Origin of the sequence: Deinococcus sp. YIM 77859 (genome assembly GCF_000745175.1) — a bacterium.
Taxonomy (GTDB): Bacteria; Deinococcota; Deinococci; order Deinococcales; family Deinococcaceae; genus Deinococcus.
Genome location: NZ_JQNI01000002.1, coordinates 1,499,463 through 1,517,519, shown reverse-complemented (window position 1 = coordinate 1,517,519; position 18,057 = coordinate 1,499,463). Strand labels below are relative to the sequence as shown.

General features: G+C 61.2%; 14 protein-coding genes and 1 tRNA gene. 9 read left to right on the top strand and 6 right to left on the bottom strand.

Going from position 1 to position 18,057, the window contains the following annotated elements; all coding sequences use genetic code 11:
• Nucleotides 1–8 precede the first annotated feature (8 nt).
• Genes EI73_RS07480 through EI73_RS07465 form a run of 7 tightly spaced genes read left to right on the top strand, consistent with a single transcriptional unit; the run spans nucleotide 9 to nucleotide 9,009 of the window.
• Nucleotides 9–1,091, top strand: coding sequence for a mannose-1-phosphate guanylyltransferase (locus tag EI73_RS07480; RefSeq protein ID WP_034387897.1), 1,083 nt, complete (start codon nucleotides 9–11; stop codon nucleotides 1,089–1,091).
• The gene (locus EI73_RS07475; RefSeq protein WP_034385626.1) at nucleotides 1,088–2,758 is read left to right on the top strand and encodes a tyrosine-protein kinase domain-containing protein; all 1,671 of its coding nucleotides are present in this window, start codon (nucleotides 1,088–1,090) and stop codon (nucleotides 2,756–2,758) included. The genes EI73_RS07480 and EI73_RS07475 overlap by 4 nt, the downstream gene beginning before the upstream one ends.
• Nucleotides 2,759–2,761: 3 nt before the next feature.
• Nucleotides 2,762–4,207 (top strand): undecaprenyl-phosphate galactose phosphotransferase WbaP, encoded by a 1,446-nt coding sequence (wbaP, locus tag EI73_RS07470; protein WP_034385624.1) that lies wholly within the window; start codon nucleotides 2,762–2,764, stop codon nucleotides 4,205–4,207.
• Nucleotides 4,141–5,481, top strand: a complete 1,341-nt coding sequence (locus EI73_RS15915; RefSeq protein WP_255344501.1) for an oligosaccharide flippase family protein — start codon at nucleotides 4,141–4,143, stop codon at nucleotides 5,479–5,481. Before wbaP ends, EI73_RS15915 begins: the two co-directional genes overlap by 67 nt.
• Entirely contained in the window at nucleotides 5,478–6,527 is a 1,050-nt protein-coding gene (locus EI73_RS15910; protein WP_081908981.1) for a glycosyltransferase family 4 protein, read from the top strand. The genes EI73_RS15915 and EI73_RS15910 overlap by 4 nt, the downstream gene beginning before the upstream one ends.
• Nucleotides 6,524–7,846 carry a hypothetical protein gene (locus tag EI73_RS16250; protein WP_156103480.1) on the top strand — a complete coding sequence of 441 codons (1,323 nt, stop codon included), beginning with the start codon at nucleotides 6,524–6,526 and terminating at the stop codon, nucleotides 7,844–7,846. The genes EI73_RS15910 and EI73_RS16250 overlap by 4 nt, the downstream gene beginning before the upstream one ends.
• The gene (locus EI73_RS07465; protein ID WP_034385621.1) at nucleotides 7,843–9,009 is read left to right on the top strand and encodes a glycosyltransferase family 4 protein; all 1,167 of its coding nucleotides are present in this window, start codon (nucleotides 7,843–7,845) and stop codon (nucleotides 9,007–9,009) included. Before EI73_RS16250 ends, EI73_RS07465 begins: the two co-directional genes overlap by 4 nt.
• 29 nt (nucleotides 9,010–9,038) lie before the next feature.
• Here the strand turns inward: EI73_RS07465 and EI73_RS07460 are convergent, their stop codons facing one another.
• Together EI73_RS07460 and EI73_RS07455 are read right to left on the bottom strand one after the other, a co-directional pair.
• Nucleotides 9,039–10,022 (bottom strand): hypothetical protein, encoded by a 984-nt coding sequence (locus EI73_RS07460; protein ID WP_034385620.1) that lies wholly within the window; start codon nucleotides 10,020–10,022, stop codon nucleotides 9,039–9,041.
• Complete coding sequence (locus tag EI73_RS07455) at nucleotides 10,019–11,182, bottom strand: O-antigen ligase (protein ID WP_034385617.1); 1,164 nt, start codon at nucleotides 11,180–11,182, stop codon at nucleotides 10,019–10,021. The genes EI73_RS07460 and EI73_RS07455 overlap by 4 nt, the downstream gene beginning before the upstream one ends.
• Before the next feature lie 47 nt (nucleotides 11,183–11,229).
• On the opposite strand from EI73_RS07455, the gene rfbB reads away from it, so the two are divergent.
• Nucleotides 11,230–12,264, top strand: a complete 1,035-nt coding sequence (gene rfbB / locus EI73_RS07450) for a dTDP-glucose 4,6-dehydratase (protein WP_034385615.1) — start codon at nucleotides 11,230–11,232, stop codon at nucleotides 12,262–12,264.
• A 40-nt stretch (nucleotides 12,265–12,304) separates the two neighbouring features.
• Here rfbB and EI73_RS07445 read toward each other — a convergent pair.
• Nucleotides 12,305–12,379: transfer RNA gene (locus EI73_RS07445), tRNA-Glu, on the bottom strand.
• A gap of 131 nt (nucleotides 12,380–12,510) precedes the next feature.
• Here EI73_RS07445 and EI73_RS07440 point away from each other — a divergent pair.
• A complete protein-coding gene (locus tag EI73_RS07440) occupies nucleotides 12,511–13,938 on the top strand; it encodes a phosphoglucomutase/phosphomannomutase family protein (RefSeq protein ID WP_034385612.1) in 1,428 nt (475 codons plus the stop codon).
• Nucleotides 13,939–14,115: 177 nt separating this feature from the next.
• On the opposite strand, the gene lpdA is transcribed toward EI73_RS07440, so the two are convergent.
• From lpdA to EI73_RS07425, 3 genes are all read right to left on the bottom strand, one after another.
• The gene (gene lpdA / locus EI73_RS07435) at nucleotides 14,116–15,522 is read right to left on the bottom strand and encodes a dihydrolipoyl dehydrogenase (RefSeq protein ID WP_034385609.1); all 1,407 of its coding nucleotides are present in this window, start codon (nucleotides 15,520–15,522) and stop codon (nucleotides 14,116–14,118) included.
• 66 nt (nucleotides 15,523–15,588) lie between these two features.
• Complete coding sequence (locus tag EI73_RS07430) at nucleotides 15,589–16,245, bottom strand: response regulator (protein WP_034385606.1); 657 nt, start codon at nucleotides 16,243–16,245, stop codon at nucleotides 15,589–15,591.
• The gene (locus EI73_RS07425) at nucleotides 16,242–17,891 is read right to left on the bottom strand and encodes a sensor histidine kinase (RefSeq protein ID WP_231557305.1); all 1,650 of its coding nucleotides are present in this window, start codon (nucleotides 17,889–17,891) and stop codon (nucleotides 16,242–16,244) included. The genes EI73_RS07430 and EI73_RS07425 overlap by 4 nt, the downstream gene beginning before the upstream one ends.
• Nucleotides 17,892–18,057: the final 166 nt, after the last annotated feature.

Here is an 18,057-nt window from a genome sequence, read left to right as displayed (position 1 = left end):
GCCCCGGCATGACGCCGCCCCTCGTTCCCGTGATTCTCGCGGGGGGCAGTGGAGAGCGGTTCTGGCCCCTCTCGCGCCGGCACCGCCCCAAACAGTTTCTGACCCTGGATGAGACCGGGCGCAGCCTGCTCCAGGCGACGAGTGACCGCCTGGCGAGCCTCAGCGGTGGGGCCGAACACGTGATGGTCGTGACCGGCGGGGAGTACCGCGCACAGGTGCTCGAGCAGCTTCCCGAGATGCCGGTCGAAAACCTGATTGTCGAGCCGGTCGCCCGCGACACCGCCCCGGCCATCCTGTACGCGGCGCTGCGGGTGGTACAGGAAGCTCCCGACGCGATCATGGGTGTCTTTCCTGCGGATCACCGCATCACTGATCCTGTGGCCTTCCGGCGGGTGGTTCACCGCGCCGCCGAGGTGGCCCGGCTCACCGGTCGGTTGGTCACCCTGGGCGTGACCCCCACCTTTCCGGCTACCGGCTACGGATACATCGAGCGGGGCGAGCAGCTGCTGGCGGGCGATCTTCCTGCCTTTGCTGTGGCCCGCTTCACCGAGAAGCCCGATGTGGATACCGCTCGTGCCTTTCTGGCGGACGGCGGCTACAGCTGGAATAGCGGGATGTTCATCTGGCAGGTGGCCGCCATTTTGGCCGCTTTTCAGCAGCATCAGCCGGAGATGTACGCTCGGCTCTCGGCGGCAGTGGGCCGGGGTCGCTCGGCGGCGGGCATTCGCGAGGTGTTCCCCGAGCTGGAGAAGATCAGTATTGACTACGCCATCCTCGAGAAATCCGACCAGGTGGCTGTGATCCCGGCGGAATTCGGCTGGGATGATCTCGGCGACTGGAACGCCCTGGAGCGGCTGCTGCGCGGCGAGGGTCAGAATGTCGCCGTGGGCCGTCACATTGGCCTGGACACGGACGGCGCCATCCTGTACACCACCCGTGGGGATGACCTGATCGCCACCATCGGTTTGGAAGATGTGGTGGTTGTCCGTACCGATGAGGTGACCCTGGTGGTCCGCAAGGACCGTACCCAGGACATCAAGAAAGTCGTCCAGCAGCTCAAGGCCCACCCCGAACTGGAGCGCTTCGCGTGACCGCCTACCGTCCTCCCGAGCCCGCCACTCCCGACCTGCCCCGTCAGGACCCCGAAAACGAAATCGATCTGGTCACCCTCTGGCAGGGGGTGCGGCGGCGTCTCCCGGTCATTCTCCTGACGGCGGTTGTCCTGTCGCTGGCCGTCTACCTCTGGTCCCGTGCTCAGCCACCGGTGTATGAAGCCTCCTCCAGCCTGATCACGGCAGGAAGCGGAAATGTGGGCTCTTTGCGGGATACCCTGATCACCGCGCCGCCCCTCCCTGAGGGGGCACTGCAAGAGGCGCTCCAGGGACCTCTGGTGCTGGGCGAGGTGATTCGCCGTGTTCGTGCCGAACCTCAGCTGACCCCCGAGGTGCGGGCTGAGATCGCCGCTGACCTCCAGAAAGAGCTGCGAGAACGCCGGGTGAAAACCGTGACGTTACAGTCTCGCCTGGATCCAGGTGGCAACGGCATCTATACGGTGACCGCCCAGGGACCAACCGCGCAGGCCGCGACCCTCCTGACCGACATCACGACGGACGCGCTGCTGAATTGGGACCGGGGACGTGCCCTGCAAGGCGTGCAGCGGGCACAGAACAGCCTGCGTGCCCAGCTCGCCGAGATTGACCGGCAGCTTGCCGGAGACGACTTAAATCCTCTGGAACGGCAGACGCTGATCGCTGCCCGTGCCACTGCCCAGCGCAACCTGGCTCAGGCGACCATCCAGGCCGAGGGCATCAGCGGTTTCCTAGAACGCGTCGCGCCCGCTGTGCCGCCGCTGGAGCCTGTCGCGCCTCGGCCACTGCGGAATGCCGTACTGACGGGCCTGCTGGTGCTTCTGCTGGGGGCGGGCATTGCCGCCCTGCAAACGGTGCTGGACCGTACAGTTCGTACAGAGGACGATCTGTTGACCTTTGGTCTGCCCACGCTGGGTGTGATTCCCCGCCTGCGCAAACGTGACATCATCTTTAGCGGAATCGTGCGCGCTGCTCGGCAGGCTGGGTTATATGAGGCGGTGGGCTTCTTGCGAGTCAACCTGCTGACCCGGCTGGGTACGCGCTCCGGTCAGTGTGTGATGATTTCCTCCACTGTCCCGGGTGAAGGCAAAAGCAGTGTCACGGCTACCCTCGCGGACGGCTTGGCGACCAGTGGGCAGCGAGTGCTGATCGTTGACGCCGATCTACGCCGCGGCACGCAGCAGGACGTTTGGGACAAGTACGAACGCGAGCACACCTGGCACCAGCTCAGCGGCAGCGGTGGGGCGCGTACTTTCCAGGACGCGCTGCGCGACCCGGGAAATGTGCAGGTGATGGAAGCGGAGCCGAACGTGCATGTCCTTCCCGCCGGACCTGGAGTGCACGACACGCTGGGGCTTCTCAACCGCTCTGATCTGGGTGACCTGCTGCGCCGCTGGAGTCGGGGCTATGACGTGGTACTGGTCGATAGCCCGCCCCTGCTGGCCCTGCCTGACGGCCTTATCGTTGGCAAGCACATGGACGCGGTGTTGCTGGTGACGGAGCAGGGGAAAACCACCCTCCAGGCCGTGCGTCAGGCCCTACGGCGTGCGAGAAGTGCAGGGGTGCCCGTTTTGGGCTTTATCCTGAATAAGGTGAATGTGTCTGCTCAGGAGGCTCGCAGCTACGGTTACGGCTACAGCTACACCCCCCGAGTGAAGGAAGTGCGCTAGCGCATGGGCCTGCGCGTGTCAGCAGGAGGAGTATCCCCAACTCAGGCGGGAAGCCGGGCCGCTCCGGTTCGTCTTGCCGGACTGCCCCAGGCCATCTGCCTGCTGCTGGCTGACGTCCTGAGCGCGCTGCTCGCCCAGGCCCTCGCCGCCCTGATCCTGACCGCGACCGGTCGTCCCACTCTGCCCCTAGAAAGCACCCTCATCTGGGTTGGGCTCTGGGTCCTGTGGCGGGCCTATCAGGGCCTTTACCCCGGCTACGGCCGCTCGCCACAGACCGAGCTGCGGCTGCATACCACAGGTACCCTTCAAGTGGCGGTGGGACAACTGGCGGCTGCCCTTGCCATTAGCCGGTTTGCTCCCACCGTCAGTGGCGTGGTGCTCCTGTGGGCCCTCATCCTGGTCCTGTCCCTGCTGCTGCGGTACGCCGTACGTGCTCTGTTGATCCAGATGGGGCACTTTGGGCGGCCCATCAGTGTCATAGGGGCCGGGCACACCGCAGCTCTGGCGATCGCCCACCTCCGTTCCCACTGCGCCTACGGCCTCAACCCGGTGGCTGCCTACGACGACAACCCAGCCCTGCACGGCACCACGCTGCACGGCGTTCCGGTGCTCGGGCCGATCGAGTTGGCGCTCACACAGCCTCTCACGGAGCAGGCCCTGATCTCGATCCCCGGTGCCCGAGCGGAGACGCAGCGCCGTCTGGTCAACAGCGTCTATGCTGTTTTTCCCATCACCTGGGTGATCCCTGATCTCTTCGGTGTGCCCAATCAGGCCCTTGTGCCGCACAACATCGGCAGTGTGGCCAGCCTGGAGATTCGGAATAATCTCAGAAGTGTGCAGGCGCGCTTCGTGAAGCGAGTGATGGACTTTTTCCTGAGTCTACTTGGATTGCTGCTCATTGCGCCCGTTCTGCTGATCGTTGCTATTCTAGTCCGGCTTGATAGTCCTGGTCCAATTCTGTATAAGGCACCTCGACTCGGAAGAAATGGGGTGCCGTTTAGCTGTTACAAATTTCGGAGCATGTATCTGAATGCTGAAGAGCGGCTCCAGCATATGCTGTCCGAGGACCCATGCCTACGAGCAGAGTATGAAACTTATCACAAACTGAAAGATGACCCTCGCGTGACTCGAGTGGGCCGCCTTCTCAGGAAATTCAGTTTGGATGAGCTGCCACAGATTTTCAATGTCTTGAAGGGAGAGATGAGCCTAGTAGGTCCGCGCCCCTACCTCCCCCGTGAGCAGGAGAAGATAGGCACGATGCTCTATCTCATCGTTCAGGTGAGACCTGGAATGACGGGATACTGGCAGGTTTCAGGACGAAATTCTAGCACCTTCGAAGAGCGACTCGATATGGACCGCTTCTATATCACGAACTGGACACCGTGGCTGGACTTGGTAATTTTGCTGCAGACTATAAAAGTAGTCTTTGGCGGAAAGGGTGCCTATTGAGAAGCTTCCTCTCTGGGCGAATCATTCAAAACACGGGTGCGCTGTACTTGGTTCAGATTTCTGGATACATAGCACCCCTGCTGATATTGCCTTATCTCGCCAGGGTACTTGGAACCTCTTCCTATGGGCAGTTTGCTACTTTGCAGGCCATCGTTGCATATGGACTAGTGCTTACAGACTACGGCTTTTTGCTGTCGGGAACCCGAAAGATAGCATCACTGCGCGAGACCGGTGATCATATTGGTGGAGTCTACAAGAATATAACGGCAGCTCGATTGCTGCTCGCTTGTACGGCATTCGCTGCTATGATGGCGATAGCAGAATTCATGCCTCATGTAAAATTGAACCTCACATTGATATCTGCCATCTTAGTTATAGTGGTTAGTAATGCATTGACGCCTCTCTGGTTTTTTCAGGGTCTCCAAAGGATGTCTATAATAGGTATCGTTGTGCTGTTCTCGAGAATCTTCAGTGTTCTCCTAACTTACGTTCTGGTGCGCTCCTCTGCTGATATGGCTCTAGCTTTGTGGTCGCAGAGTCTTGGAACTGCGCTCGCCTGTCTGTTCTGTCTGTGGTATGCGGCGCGTCTTTTGTCGGTGTTAGATGCTCAGAACTATCGTGTGACGTGGAAAGGGATCAGGGAAGAGTTACTCGACGGCTGGCACATCTTCCAGTCGATGTTTTTCAGCGCGTTACTGACCAATACAGGTGTACTTATCTTGGGATTGTATGCAGCTCCGAGTGTGGTTGGAGGATACGCTGTGGTCGAGAGGGTAGGTAAGGGAGTTGCCAGCCTGCTGACCCCTTTCACTCAAGCAATTTATCCACGCATAAGCGCGGCATTCGCTAGATCGACTGTGGAGGGTCTCAGGATGGTTGGGACCTGGGCCAAGCGGCTCGCCTTTCCTACACTGGGTCTCGTTTTCATGCTGATTTTAATCCACTACTCTGGTACTATAGGTATAGTTTTTGGCAGCGAATATCAAGTATACTCGGATGCGCTGCTTATATTGATACCCTGGATTCTTTTGGGTGTGGTCAATAATTTTCTTGGGATACAAATTATGACCAATATCGGAGAACAGGCATGGTACTCAAAAGCCTTCACTGTAAGTGCGTTGGTATCAATTGCGATCTCATTTATGTTTTCAGGCATTTATTCTTACAGGGCCATTGCTGCTGCTCTGGTTTTAGGAGAGACATCTCTAACTTTGCTTCTTATCTATAGACTAAGAACAGTCTTTTTAGCAAAAAAGGAGGGATATAAGATATGAGGGTACTGCTCGTTGCGCGACCCGATGCGGAGACGAAGCCAGGTGGTGATGTCATTCAGGTTGTGAACACATACAAAGCACTGCTTGGCGCTGGCGTGTGTGCCCGTCTCGGTCCTGCCAATGCCGAAAACGTTCAGTGGTCGGATCTCGTTCATATCTTCGGTATCCAGGAGCCGGAGGTGGCGAATAGGGCTTTCGCGCTCGGGAAACGTTTTAACAAAAAAATAGTGGTATCGCCAATCTGGTGGGAGCTGTCACATGCACAGATGGCCGGTCAACTCGCCAGGATGAGCGTGCCTATCTCTCCTTTCTGGGCCCTGGCAAGACCTCTAGCAAAGGAGGCCGTAAAGATCCTCAAGGCTGGAGAGTTGAGTAGCCTTCGTAGAATTTTACAGGAAGCAGATTTGCTCTTGCCGAACTCTGAAGAAGAGATGTTGTACGTTCGGCGTGATTTTGGAGAGAAGCTCTCACCATACCGAGTGATTCTAAATGCCGTGGATACCAAGATTTTTAAATTTTCCGAGATCGGAGATGGAGTGGTTTGCTTCGCTAGGCTTGAACCGACGAAGAATCAGATGAATCTGATCAAGGCCGTTTCTCAGATAGATGGTCTCAAGTTGACCCTAGTCGGTAGAGATGGCCCTTTTCCTGGATACGCCGACTCCGTAAGAAAGGCGGCGGATAAATTTGGCTATACTGTCGTAAGTCATGTCAGTCAGTCGGAAATGCCCTCTATCATGAGGCGTCATTCAATTCACGCCCTACCCTCATTCCGTGAGTCACCTGGATTGAGTAGCCTGGAAGCTCTGGCATGTGGCTTAAATCTGGTTGTGGCATCTCCTCCTTTCTGTCCAGTGGAAACATACTTTGGTGAGTGGTTGGGCAAAAGGGTAGAAATATGTACTCCCTACAGAGTAGATAGCATCAAAAACGCTCTTGTGAGGAGTATCTATAACGTAAGGCGCGATCCATTCGAGTTGCCGCACCGATTTACCTGGGAAAGTGTTGGTATAGAAACGAAAAAGGCTTACGAATCCTTGTTATGAAAAAGACGTCTTCGGGAGAGATAAAATTTGGTAGGGATGTGAAATACAGTGCTGCATTGTTATTTAACCCGGCACTCATAATAGCATTACAAAGCATTCTTGCGCTTGTGCTTATATGGCATCAAGCATCATCAGACCCTGGATATATAATATTCGTGATCCTGCCGCTGATTATATACCTTCTGTATCATACTGTTATACAGAGGGTCCAACTCTCTAGAACGAGTTTTGACGCCACTCCGAATGACTATTTTTTGCCCGCATCTTATTATTTTTGCGCCCTTTTGATATGCTTTATAACGGTGTTAAATGCTTTCGCTATCCTAAATCTTGTCGTATATTACGGTGGTATCAGCCGAGCTGTTGACATGTTGGGATCTCAGTCTATCGTGACTGAATTGCAGGCGAACCTACCGAGATATATGACCTATATCATGGGAGCCAATTATGCCCTACCTGTGCTTATTGCACCTGTCCTTTTGAGGCGAGTCGGTTTCGGCTCTCTGATCCTGATCCTGGTGTCTTCTGTTTTTGCGACCATATTCGGTAGCTTGCTTGCCTCAAGAATCATATTTATAGACATCATAGTGTCAATAATCGTGATTACATCGCTCAAGTACAGACTTAGTATAAGAAGTGCTGTAATTCTTTTGTTATTCATCCTTTTATCTTTTTTGGGCTTAGTATATTTGCAGGCCTCAAGAATAGATTCTGATTGGAAAAAAGGATTGGAGACATTGACGAAGTATTATTCCGTTTCTATTTTAAATGGTTTCAATGTTATCAGCCACAATCAGCAGGGGCAGACGCTTTACTGGACGCTGAGATCAACTTTTGATATCCCGTTTGTGAGTCAAGCCCTGGGCACGGAGTCTGTATATGAAGGATTGTTTGGGCATATACCTATAAAAACTCGAAGAGATGACTTCTCCTACGCAGCAAAACTTGGAGCAGATCCTAGGTATAACACCTTTGGGATTTACGGATATTCTTTTCTGGACGCTGGTATGTGGGGGATGATGATATTATTGGCTTCCTATGTCATTGTATCTATTCTCTACAGAGATTATAGAAGACTAGGTCGAATAGGGATAATGCTGTTTCCTCCAATGTACTCACTTGTGCTAGACCAATTAAGGACAAACAGTATCTACTCGTCTCGAGCGCCATTTTTTATTATTACAGCTGTTGTTATTTATCTATTCGATAAGATAGTAAGGAGGTATCTAGAAAGAAATAGATTGACACAGAATGGCTTAGATTTGAATAGATACAGAAAACCTGTGGCAAATGGGTATTCTTGGAGAGTAGATAGATGAAACTCACAATTGTGCATGAATGGTTGGTTACTTCGGCGGGAGCCGAAACGGTGCTGGAAGGTATGTTACGCGTCTTCCCTGATGCTGACATTCATACACTCGTTTATGCCCCAGAGGTCTTCAAGGGGACGCTCATCGGTAGCAAGAGGGTCATTCCCTCACTGATCGATTCTCTACCTAGGGGGAGGACGAACTACCGCTCCTATCTCCCCATCATGCCCTATACAATCGAGCAGTTTGATCTGACAGATTACGACGTGATCCTTTCAAGTAGTTACGCGGTCTCTAAGGGTGTGTTGGTCAACGCTGAACAGTTGCACGTCAGTTATGTCCATTCCCCCATTCGGTACGCCTGGGACCTTTACCAGCAGTATTTGCGTGAGGCGAACCTGACCAAGGGTGTCAAGGCGACCCTGGCGAAGATTGTTCTGCACTACATTCGTCTCTGGGATGCGGTGGCCGCCAACCGTGTAGATGTGTTCGTAGCCAATAGCGAGTACGTGGCGCGGCGCATCTGGCGTACTTACCGGCGGCCTGCCCGTGTGCTCTATCCCCCGGTGGCGATCAACCGCTTCGACCCGACCCAGCCGCGTGAGGAGTTCTACTTCACCATGTCGCGGTTTGTGCCCTACAAGAAACTGGACCTGATCGTCAAGACCTTCCGCCGTCTAGGAAAGCCACTGGTTGTGATTGGGGACGGGCCGGACTTCGCTAAGGTCAAGGCGCTGGCAGGCCCCAGCGTGCAGTTGCTGGGGCGACAGCCCGACGAGGTGGTCGCGGAGTACATGAATCGCTGCAAGGCCTTTGTCTTTGCTGCCGATGAGGATTTCGGCATCGTGCCCGTAGAAGCCCAGGCGGCTGGAGCACCCGTCATTGCCTATGGCAAGGGGGGAAGCTTAGAAACCGTCATTCCCGGCAAGACAGGGGTGCTGTTCGGACAGCAGAATGTGGAGAGCCTGAGCCGGGCGGTGGAATTGTTCGAGTCGCAGGCGCATGCCTTCGATCCCCAGGTCATTCGGGCCAACGCAGAACGCTTCTCTCCGGAACGCTTCGAACGCGAACTCCGCGAAATTGTCCAGGTGGCCTATGCTGCCCGGCTCCAGGGTGAGGACCCTGAACAGGCCGTGATGCGCCTAGTTCCGGGAGAGTCTCTGGCAACCTAATCCCGGTGCTCGGTCCTCCCCGAACGCTGCTAGGAGTGGCCGCGCCGGTGAAGACTCCCTCCAAATAGCAGCCAGAAGAGCGACGCAAGCGACAGGAGGAGGGCAAGCGACAGCAGCAGCAGGCCCCCCCCGGATGCCCGGTTCAGCGGCAGATCAGAAAGCGGCGGAGTAGACTGGAGTCGCAGGTACTGAACGGCGAACCTGACTTCGCTGGCGGGCAGGGTGGTCTCGGCTGTGAGACCAAGCGGGAGAGGTGCCGGAACCGGTGACGCCACGGTGATGTTGAGATGGTGGAGTCCAGGGGAAAGCGAGGAGGGCAGCGGCCACGTCCCCTGCACGAGATGGCCGCGAGCAGGGCCTGGAAGAGGGACTGGGGGTCCGCCATCAAGACGCATCACGAAAGTCTGTGTGGGGGAGGCCCGCAAAAGCCCATATTTCAGGGTCTGTTGGGTACCGGGCGACTTGGAGAAGACCAGGGACGCCCCCGCCCTCCCCACTGGGAAGTAGACAGGGGAATTCAGAGAAGGGTAGATGTTATAGACAAAGTCGCGCCAATTCTCCCCCGAAGAGGTTGGAGAAAGAACCCGCGGGGCCTGAAAATTTAAAACCTCCAGACTGACCCCCAGATCACGGGTGTCCTGGGGCGCGAAGGGCGGGGTTGTGCCGCCCCTGTTGCTGGCATTCGTCCTGAACTGCAGATGATGGGGGCCAGCTGGTAGCGACAAGAGCACCTTTTGCGCGAACAGTTGAAAATCTTTACCTTCCGGTTGACGGAAAAGGCCGATGGACCGACCGTCGAGCGTGACTGTGAGGGTCTGGTCTTTTAAGGGCAGGACGCCCCGGTAGGACAGGACGAGGTTCTGCGGCTCTACCAACCTGAAGCGTACGCTGGCCTGCTTTCCCAGGGTCCAGCGGCCCCAGCTCTCCTGGACACTGAAACCCTCAAGCTGCGGTCCCTCCAGTAACTTTTGGATACTGGGGGCAACGCTGGGGATGACGTTAACGGCTGTCATGCTGGCCCCTGTGTGGCGAGGCGGGCAGAACAGAGACTGCTCCCCACACCCACCCACCACAACTCCGCGAAGTGCTGACTGGGCAGGGCAATCACGACATCCACCACATTCATGGCAGTAAAGCCGAACAGGACGCTGATCGTAAAGGGGTCACGGGTGAGGGTGGTCTGCCATAGGGCATAGCCCATTACAGTGATCAGCCCCACCAGCCCAATCACGCCGCTTTCTAGCAGCCAGTGGAGCCAGGCGTTGTGGGCGATCAGCCACACGCTGGACCAGCGGCTTAGGCTTTCCGGGCACTGAATGTCATTGCGCTGGAGGGTGGGGGTGAGCTGACAGCCATCCTTGAAGAGGTAGGTCAGATAGGGGCCCCCCTGGTAGGGACCGACACCTCCAAGGGGAGAAGTCTGCCAGCCCAGCACGGCGTCCCTCCAGACGTACTCGCGCCCAGTGGTCTGGTCATTGAGGAGCCGCTCGACCGGTTTCAGCGGCAACTTCAGCGTGCTGGCCGCCCCGGCGAGAACGAGGACCAGCACGCCCGGGAGGAGCACCCACCAGCGCCGCTGTTTCCCGGCAAAGGCGAGGGCCGCCAGGCTTCCTACCCCCAGTGCGAGCAGCGGCCCCCGGCTTCCGGCCGCCAGAAAGGTGGCGAGGGCAAGACCTCCGGCGGGCAGGCGCCACCACAGCCGTCCGCCCCGCCAGAACACGATGAGCCACAGGGCCACCACCGCCACCAGCCCCAGCGACACGATGTAGTAGTAGGGATGGCCCAGCCGCGCCTGCACGCCCGCAAAGCCTTGTGTGGTCAGCGTGTAGCCCCAGGCCGTCACAAAGATCAGCAGTTGGCCCCACAGCAGGGGCCTGAGGTTTCGGCTCTCCCGCAGGTACACTCCGGCAGCGATCATGGCGAGGATCAGCAGCGTGCGGGCCGCCGCCAGCGCGAGCGAGAGCAGGGGCCGCGGCGTGAAGAGGGCCGCGACCAGTTGGGTGCTGGCAAAGAAGAACAGAATGTAGCGGGCGGTGAGCGGCAGCGTGCGCAACTGCCCCAGACAGCCCAGGGCGGCCAGGTACAGCGGTGGAAAGATGGGAACGAACGCGATCAGCCAGGGAACCCACTTCGGTGGAGAACAAGCGGGGGCGGCAGCCGGGGGGGAACTCACGCGGGCCAGTATAGGGAGGGGGATGCACCGTTCGGGGGGAGGAACATGTGAAGAAACTTCTTGTCACTGGGGGCTGCGGCTTTATCGGGAGCAACTTTGTGCGCTACTGGCTCGCGCGACATCCGGCAAGCAAGGTTGTCGTGTACGACAAACTCACCTATGCGGGCCGCCGCGAGAATCTGCATGACCTGTGGGAAACCCCCAACCTGTCGCTGGTCGTCGGTGACGTTGCTGACCTGGAACTGGTGCGCCGGACCTGCCAGACCAACGAGATCGATCTGATCGTCAACTTTGCCGCCGAGACGCATGTGGATCAGAGCATCCTGGGGCCGCTGGTCTTTACCGAGACGAACGTGCGCGGCACCCATGTCCTGCTGGAAGTGGCCCGCGAATTGGGTCTGCGTCTGCACCACGTCAGCACCGATGAGGTGTACGGCCATATTCCTGAGGGGCACCAGAGTGTTGAGACGGACCCGCTCGCCCCGCGCAGTCCCTACGCGGCGAGCAAGGCGGCTGCCGACCAGCTCGTACAGGCATACTTCATCACCTACGGCCTCCCGGTGACGATCACGCGGGGCGCGAACAACGTGGGGCCGTACCAGCACCCGGAAAAGGCCGTGCCGCTGTTCAGCACGAACGCGATCCTGGGCGAAGTGCTGCCGGTGTACGGCGACGGCCGGCAGATGCGCGACTACGCCCATGTGGACGACCACTGTACCGGCATCGAAACCGTGCTGCTGCGGGGCGAGATGGGCGAAGTGTACAACGTGGGAACGGGCCGTGAGATGACCAACCTGGAGATGGTGGAGATCGTGCTAGAGACGCTGGGGAAGGATCGCAGCCTGATCCGGCACGTCGCCGACCGCCCGGGCCATGACCGACGCTACTCCATGAACGTGGATAAGCTAAGAGCCCTGGGCTGGGCGCCGAACCACGACCCCCGGCAGGCGGTAGCGGAAGCGGCACGCTGGTACGCAGACAACCGCTGGTGGTGGGAGCCGATCCGCTCGGGTGAGTTCCGCCAGTACTACGAGCGGCAGTACGCCGAGCGCCTGGCGGAAAGAGCGCCTCCCAAACCATGAGGAGACAACGAAAAAACCTCCGCCGAGGCGGAGGCTTTTTTGGTGACCCCAACGGGATTCGAACCCGTATCGCTACCTTGAAAGGGTAGTGTCCTAACCGTTAGACGATGGGGCCACACCACTTCAGCGGTTGCTCGCTGCCTTTCAAGGGGCACCCTTGCGGGCACGCACGGAAGAATAGCGGAGGGTCTTAGATCCGTCAACTGCCCTGCGCCGTCGGTCGCCCGCTGTTACAGTTGGGGCAGCATGCCTATCACCTTTGGAACGGACGGCTGGCGCGACATCATCGCAGAGGATTTCACCTACGAGAATGTCCGGCGCGTTGCGCGCGCGCATGCGCAGGCCCTGCGGGCGGTGGGCGGAACCTCGGTGGTGGTGGGCTTTGACACGCGCTTTCAGGGGGCCAACTTCGCGCGGGTGGCGGCCGAGGCGCTCGCGGAGGGCGGCCTAGACGTCCTGCTCGCAGACGAGTTCTTGCCCACGCCCGCCCTCTCGTTCGCGGTGGTGCACTGCGGGGCGGCGGGCGGCGTGATGATCACCGCCTCGCACAACCCGCCCCTCTACAGCGGCTACAAGATCAAGGGGGCGTACGGCGGCAGCGCAACCCCCAGCCTGGTCAAGGCGGTTGAACGGGCCCTGGCGCAGCCCGAGGCGTATCACGGCCCGCGTGGCCGAGTGCAGCCCTTTGGCATTCGGGAGGCGTACTACGCGCAGCTTGACCGCCAGCTCGATCTGAACACGTTGCGGACCTACCGGGGCCTCGTCATTCACGATCCGATGGGCGGCGCGGGCTGTGGGTGGCTGAGCGGCTACGCCCAGCACGCGGGCCTGAGGTTCGACCTGCGCGAGCTGCACGGCCAACCCGGGCCCATGTTCTACGGCGTGAACCCCGAGCCGATCCCGCAGAACCTGGGGGAACTGATCACCGTGCTGAAGGGGGAGACGGGCACGGCCCTGGGTGTCGTGACAGACGGGGACGCCGACCGAGTGGGGGCCGTCACGGCGGGGGGGCGCTTCTTTAACAGCCACCAGATTTTCGCAGTGCTGCTGCGGCACCTGCACGCGCGGGGAGGGCGGGGCCGGGTGGTGAAGACGGTCTCGGGCAGCCGCGTGATCGAGCTGCTCGCCGCACAGCTGGGCCTGGACCTGTTGGAGACGCCTGTGGGCTTCAAGTACATCACGGACGCTTTCCTGGAGGGACAGCAGGACGCGGGCCGGGCTGTTCTGATCGGGGGCGAGGAGTCGGGCGGCATCGGCCTGGGGTCGCACATCCCCGAGCGCGACGGGCTGCTGAATAGCCTGCTCCTCGTGGAGGCGGTTGCGGCGAGCGGGAAGAGCCTGGACGAGCTGTTTGCCGAGATCGAGGCGGAGGTGGGGTTCCGGCACCATTACGACCGCAATGACCTGCACCTAGGTCCCGGTTTTGACCAGCGGGTGCTGCTGCGTGAGGCACAGGCGTACACGGAGATCGCGGGTCATGCGGTGAAGAGCGTGAAGACCATAGACGGCGTGAAGCTGCTCCTTGCGGGCGGCGCGTCCGCCATGTTTCGCGCTTCCGGGACCGAGCCGCTGGTGCGCGTGTACGTAGAAGCCCAGTCACCGGAGGACGTGCGGGCGATTCTGCAGGAGGCGACGCGGCGCGTTCTGGCCCTCGACACGGACCAGCCCGCCTGACATGGATTCCGGTTGAGAGATGCCGTCCCTGTGAACCCCGACCAGCGGGGGGAGGAAAAGGGACGGCTTCCAGAACGGCTGGGGCCGGCATCCGTATAAGAACGGGAAGGGGCGGAACGCCACCGCATTCCCGCCCTCTTCTCCTGACGGCTGACTTGACGGACTGCTGACCGCTCGTTACATGTGCAGGGCCCGCTTGTCCGTCGCCAGCGCCGCCTCCTTCACGACTTCGCTGAGGGTGGGGTGAGCGTGAACGGTGCGGCCCAGGTCTTCGGCGCTGCCGCCAAACTCCATCAGGGTCACCGCCTCACCGATGAGTTCGGAGACGTTCGGGCCGACCATGTGGACGCCCAGAATCTTGTCTGTATCGGCATCTGCGACGACCTTGACAAAGCCGCGTGGGTCGCCGTGGCCCAGGGCACGGCCGTTGGCGCTGAAGGGGAACTGGCCGGTCCTCACCTTGAGGCCCTTTTCTTTCGCCTGCTTTTCGGTGAGGCCAGCCCAGGCGATTTCCGGGCTGGTGTAGATCACCCAGGGGATCACGTCGTAGTTGACATGCCCGGCCTGCCCCGCGATCAGTTCGGCCACCGCTACGCCCTCCTCCTCGGCCTTGTGGGCGAGCATCGCGCCGCCCACCACGTCCCCGATGGCATAGACGCCGGGGAGGTTGGTGCGGTAATGGTCGTCGACCCGCACAAAGCCGCGCTCGTCGAGGCTCAGCCCCACGGCCTCTGCCCCCAGGCCCTGCGTGTTGGGCACTCGGCCAATCGAGACGATCAGCTTGTCAAAGCGGGCGGTCACGGCCTCGCCCCTTTCCTCGTAGGTGACGGTCACGCCCGACTCGTCCTGCTGGACGTCCGTGATGTTCACCCCGAAGTGGAAGTCCAGGCCCTGCTTCTGGAGCTGCTTGAGGGCCTCTTTGCTCACGGCCTCGTCGGCGGCCATCAGGAAGCCGGGGAGAGCCTCCAGAATGGTCACCTGCGCGCCCAGTCGGCGCCACACGCTTCCCAGTTCCACGCCGATCACGCCCGCCCCGATCACCCCCAGCTTGCCGGGGACCTGTGCAAAGGAGAGAGCGCCCTCATTGTCCACCACGTTCCCGCCAAAGGGCGCGAGAGGAAGCTGGCGGGGCTGGCTGCCGGTCGCTACGATCACGTTCTTGGCGCGCACTTCTGTTCCAGCCGCGTCCACGATCCACGCGTCCCCATCCTGGCGAACGAGGCGGCCCAGGCCGTGGTAGCTGGTGACCTTGTTCTTCTTGAAGAGGTAGGCGATGCCGCCGGTGAGCTTGTCGACCACGCTCTCCTTGCGGCCCATCATCCGGCCCACGTTCACACTCGCGCCACTCACCTGGATGCCGTGCTCCTGCGCCTCGTGGGTGATCATCTCGAATTTCTCGCTGGAATCGAGCAGCGCCTTGCTGGGAATGCAGCCCACGTTCAGGCAGGTGCCGCCCAGCGAGGGCTTGCCGTTTCGCGTAAAGGCGTCCACGCACGCGACCCGAAAGCCGAGCTGAGCGGCGCGAATTGCGGCCACGTACCCGGCGGGACCGCCACCAATCACCAACACGTCGTAAGCGTCCATACCGTTCCCGAGCGTACCACCCCCCCGCGCCGAAGAACGCGGCGCGTTCCCCCCTCAGGAACAGGGTCACGCCCGGCGGTAGCGCTTGACCGGTCGGCCGATGCCCTGCGCGTCCGTCTCGGCGGTGGCCTCGCCCGCCTCGACGAGGTGTTCGAGGTAGCGCCAGGCGGTGACGCGGCTGAGACCGAGCAGCGCCCCGATCTCGCGGGCACTCTGGGCCCCTCCGCCCCGTAGGGCCGCCCGCACGCGGTGCAGGGTGTCGGGATCGAGGCCAGCGGGGGGCGCGGGGAGCCGGGCAAACAGCGCGTCGAGGTGGCCCTGCCGCACCGCGTCCTGTTTCCACAGGGCGGCCCGCTCGCGCACTCGGTCAAGGGCCAGGGCAAAGCGCTCGGGCGAAGACGGCTTGACCAGGTAGTCGGCAGCTCCCAGGGCGAGGGCATCTTGCACGCTGGGAATGTCGCTGGCCGCGGTGAGCAGGACCGCGTCGACCCGCTCGGAACGGGCGCGCAGCTCGCGCAGCAGGTCCAAGCCGCGCCCGTCGGGCAGGTACACGTCGAGCAGCAGCAGCTCGGGCCGCAGCGTTTCGGCCATCGCCCGCGCCACCCGCAGCGTCTCGGCGGTGCCCAGCACCTCGAAGTCCCCGGCGCCCTCCAGCAGGCCCCGGTGCAGCGCGGCGATGCGGGGGTCGTCTTCCACGATCAGGGTGCGGATGGGGGGCGTCACAGGGGGATCTCCAGGGTAAAGCGCGTCCAGGCCTGACCGTCGGGGCCGGTCACGCGGTCATGGCTGAGGGTGCCGCCCAGGTTGTGGGCGCGGGTCTGGACCAACGAGAGGCCGATGCCGCGCCCGGGCCCCTTGCTGCTGACGCCCCGCTGGGTGAGCGTGTCGGCCAGCGGGGCGGGCACGCCGGGACCGTTGTCGCGAACCTCCACCAGCAGCCCTTCCGGATCGTCGGCGATCAGCAGGCGCACCTCGCCGCCCTTTGTTTCTGCCAGCGCCTCAAAGGCGTTTTCGAGGAGGTTCCCCACCGCGAGTTCGGTGAGGTCGAGCACGCTGGTCGGGAGGCTCTCCGGGAGGGTCGTGAGGGGATCGAGGGTCAGGGTCACGCCCAATTCGGCCGCCCGCTCGTACTTACCGAGCACGAGGGCAGCCAGGCGCACGTGTCGCAGCGCCTGCACCGCGCCCAGGTGCGCCGCGTGCCGGTCTTGCTGAGCGTAGATCAGCCGCAGCGCTTCTGCCGTTTCCCCGAGGTGGAGGAGGCCCGCCAGGGTGTGCAGCCGGTTGGTGAATTCGTGCGTCTGGGCACGCAACAGGTTGGCGTAGCGCTGCGCCTGGGTGAGTTCGTTGGCCAGCGCGCGGACCTGGGCCAGGTCGCGCAGGGTCAGCACCTGGGTTCCGTCTGGAACGGGTCGTACCCCCACGAGCAGGGGCCGCTCACGCACCGTCAGGGAAAGAGGCGACTCGGGCCCAGTCGGGGCGGCTTCGCGCAGCAGACCGGGCAGCAGCCGCTCCAGCGGGACCGGGAGCGCGGCCCCGTCCTCCCCAAGACCCAGCAGAAGGCGGGCCTGGGGATTCATCACGTGCACCTGCCCGGCCCGCACGACCAGCACCCCTTCTTCCAGGGCGTTGAGCACGGTGCGGTAGTGAAGGAGGGCTCCGGCGATCTGCTCGGGTTCGAGGTCAAGCATCTCTCGGCGCACCCGCCGCGCAAGCATAGAGGCGAGCAGGAGCGCCAGCAGCAGCGCCCCCATGTACCAGGGAAGAGCGACGCGCACCACTGCCTCGAACACGTCGCCAAGGTGGGGCAGCAGGAAGCCCACGCTCGCCAGGCCCAGCACCTGCCCGTTGCTCCCCCACACCGGAACCTTCGCCCGCACCGAAGGGCCCAGCGTCCCCTGGGCAGTCTCGGTGATGCTGCGGCCCCGCAGAAAGCTGCGGAAGTCTCCGCCCACCATCGGCTCACCCAGCCGCTTGGGGTTGGGGTGCGTGAGGCGGCGGGTGGCGCGGTCGGTCACAACCACGTAATCGGCGCCGAGGAGGACCCGGTAGCGGTTGATCAGCGCATTCAGGGTGTTCCGCGCGAGCGGGTCTCCCTCCAGGGCCGCTCGCACGGGGGGCAGGGTCGCGACGAGGTGCGACTCGCGCAGCGCGCGGTCAGCGTAGGTGCGGTAGATCGCGCCGCGCAGGGTCGCGCTTGCCAGCAGGGCCAGCGGCAGCGCCAGCAGCAGAAAGGCCGCCGTGATCGTGAGAAAGAGCCGGGGCTGTACCCGCAGCAGCCGGGGCGTGTGCGGCAAGGCCACCTCGCGTGCCAGGCTCGACACATCGTCCGCACGCGGAGCAGTGGTGGACGGGGCAGGACGGAAGGGCACCGGGGTCAGTGTGGCAGACCCTGGACCTCCCCCCTGGAATTTCGTTCACGCTGTGGACAATACCCCGCTTGGAAGCCTGCGTATTTTGTGCGTCCAGCAGGACAAAAGTCTTGGGGGAAGGCCGGGTGCGGGCCGCGGGCGTACGCCAGCCGGAGACGGTGGGGCA

Bases quoted from the DNA above. Each gene is read 5' to 3' on its own strand.
- wbaP (WP_034385624.1), top strand. From the start codon at position 2,762: ATGGGCCTGCGCGTGTCAGCAGGAGGAGTATCCCCAACTCAGGCGGGA.
- EI73_RS07480 (WP_034387897.1), top strand. From the start codon at position 9: ATGACGCCGCCCCTCGTTCCCGTGATTCTCGCGGGGGGCAGTGGAGAG.
- lpdA (WP_034385609.1), bottom strand. From the start codon at position 15,522: ATGGACGCTTACGACGTGTTGGTGATTGGTGGCGGTCCCGCCGGGTAC.
- EI73_RS15910 (WP_081908981.1), top strand. From the start codon at position 5,478: ATGAGGGTACTGCTCGTTGCGCGACCCGATGCGGAGACGAAGCCAGGT.
- EI73_RS07465 (WP_034385621.1), top strand. From the start codon at position 7,843: ATGAAACTCACAATTGTGCATGAATGGTTGGTTACTTCGGCGGGAGCC.
- EI73_RS07440 (WP_034385612.1), top strand. From the start codon at position 12,511: ATGCCTATCACCTTTGGAACGGACGGCTGGCGCGACATCATCGCAGAG.
- EI73_RS07460 (WP_034385620.1), bottom strand. From the start codon at position 10,022: ATGACAGCCGTTAACGTCATCCCCAGCGTTGCCCCCAGTATCCAAAAG.
- EI73_RS16250 (WP_156103480.1), top strand. From the start codon at position 6,524: ATGAAAAAGACGTCTTCGGGAGAGATAAAATTTGGTAGGGATGTGAAA.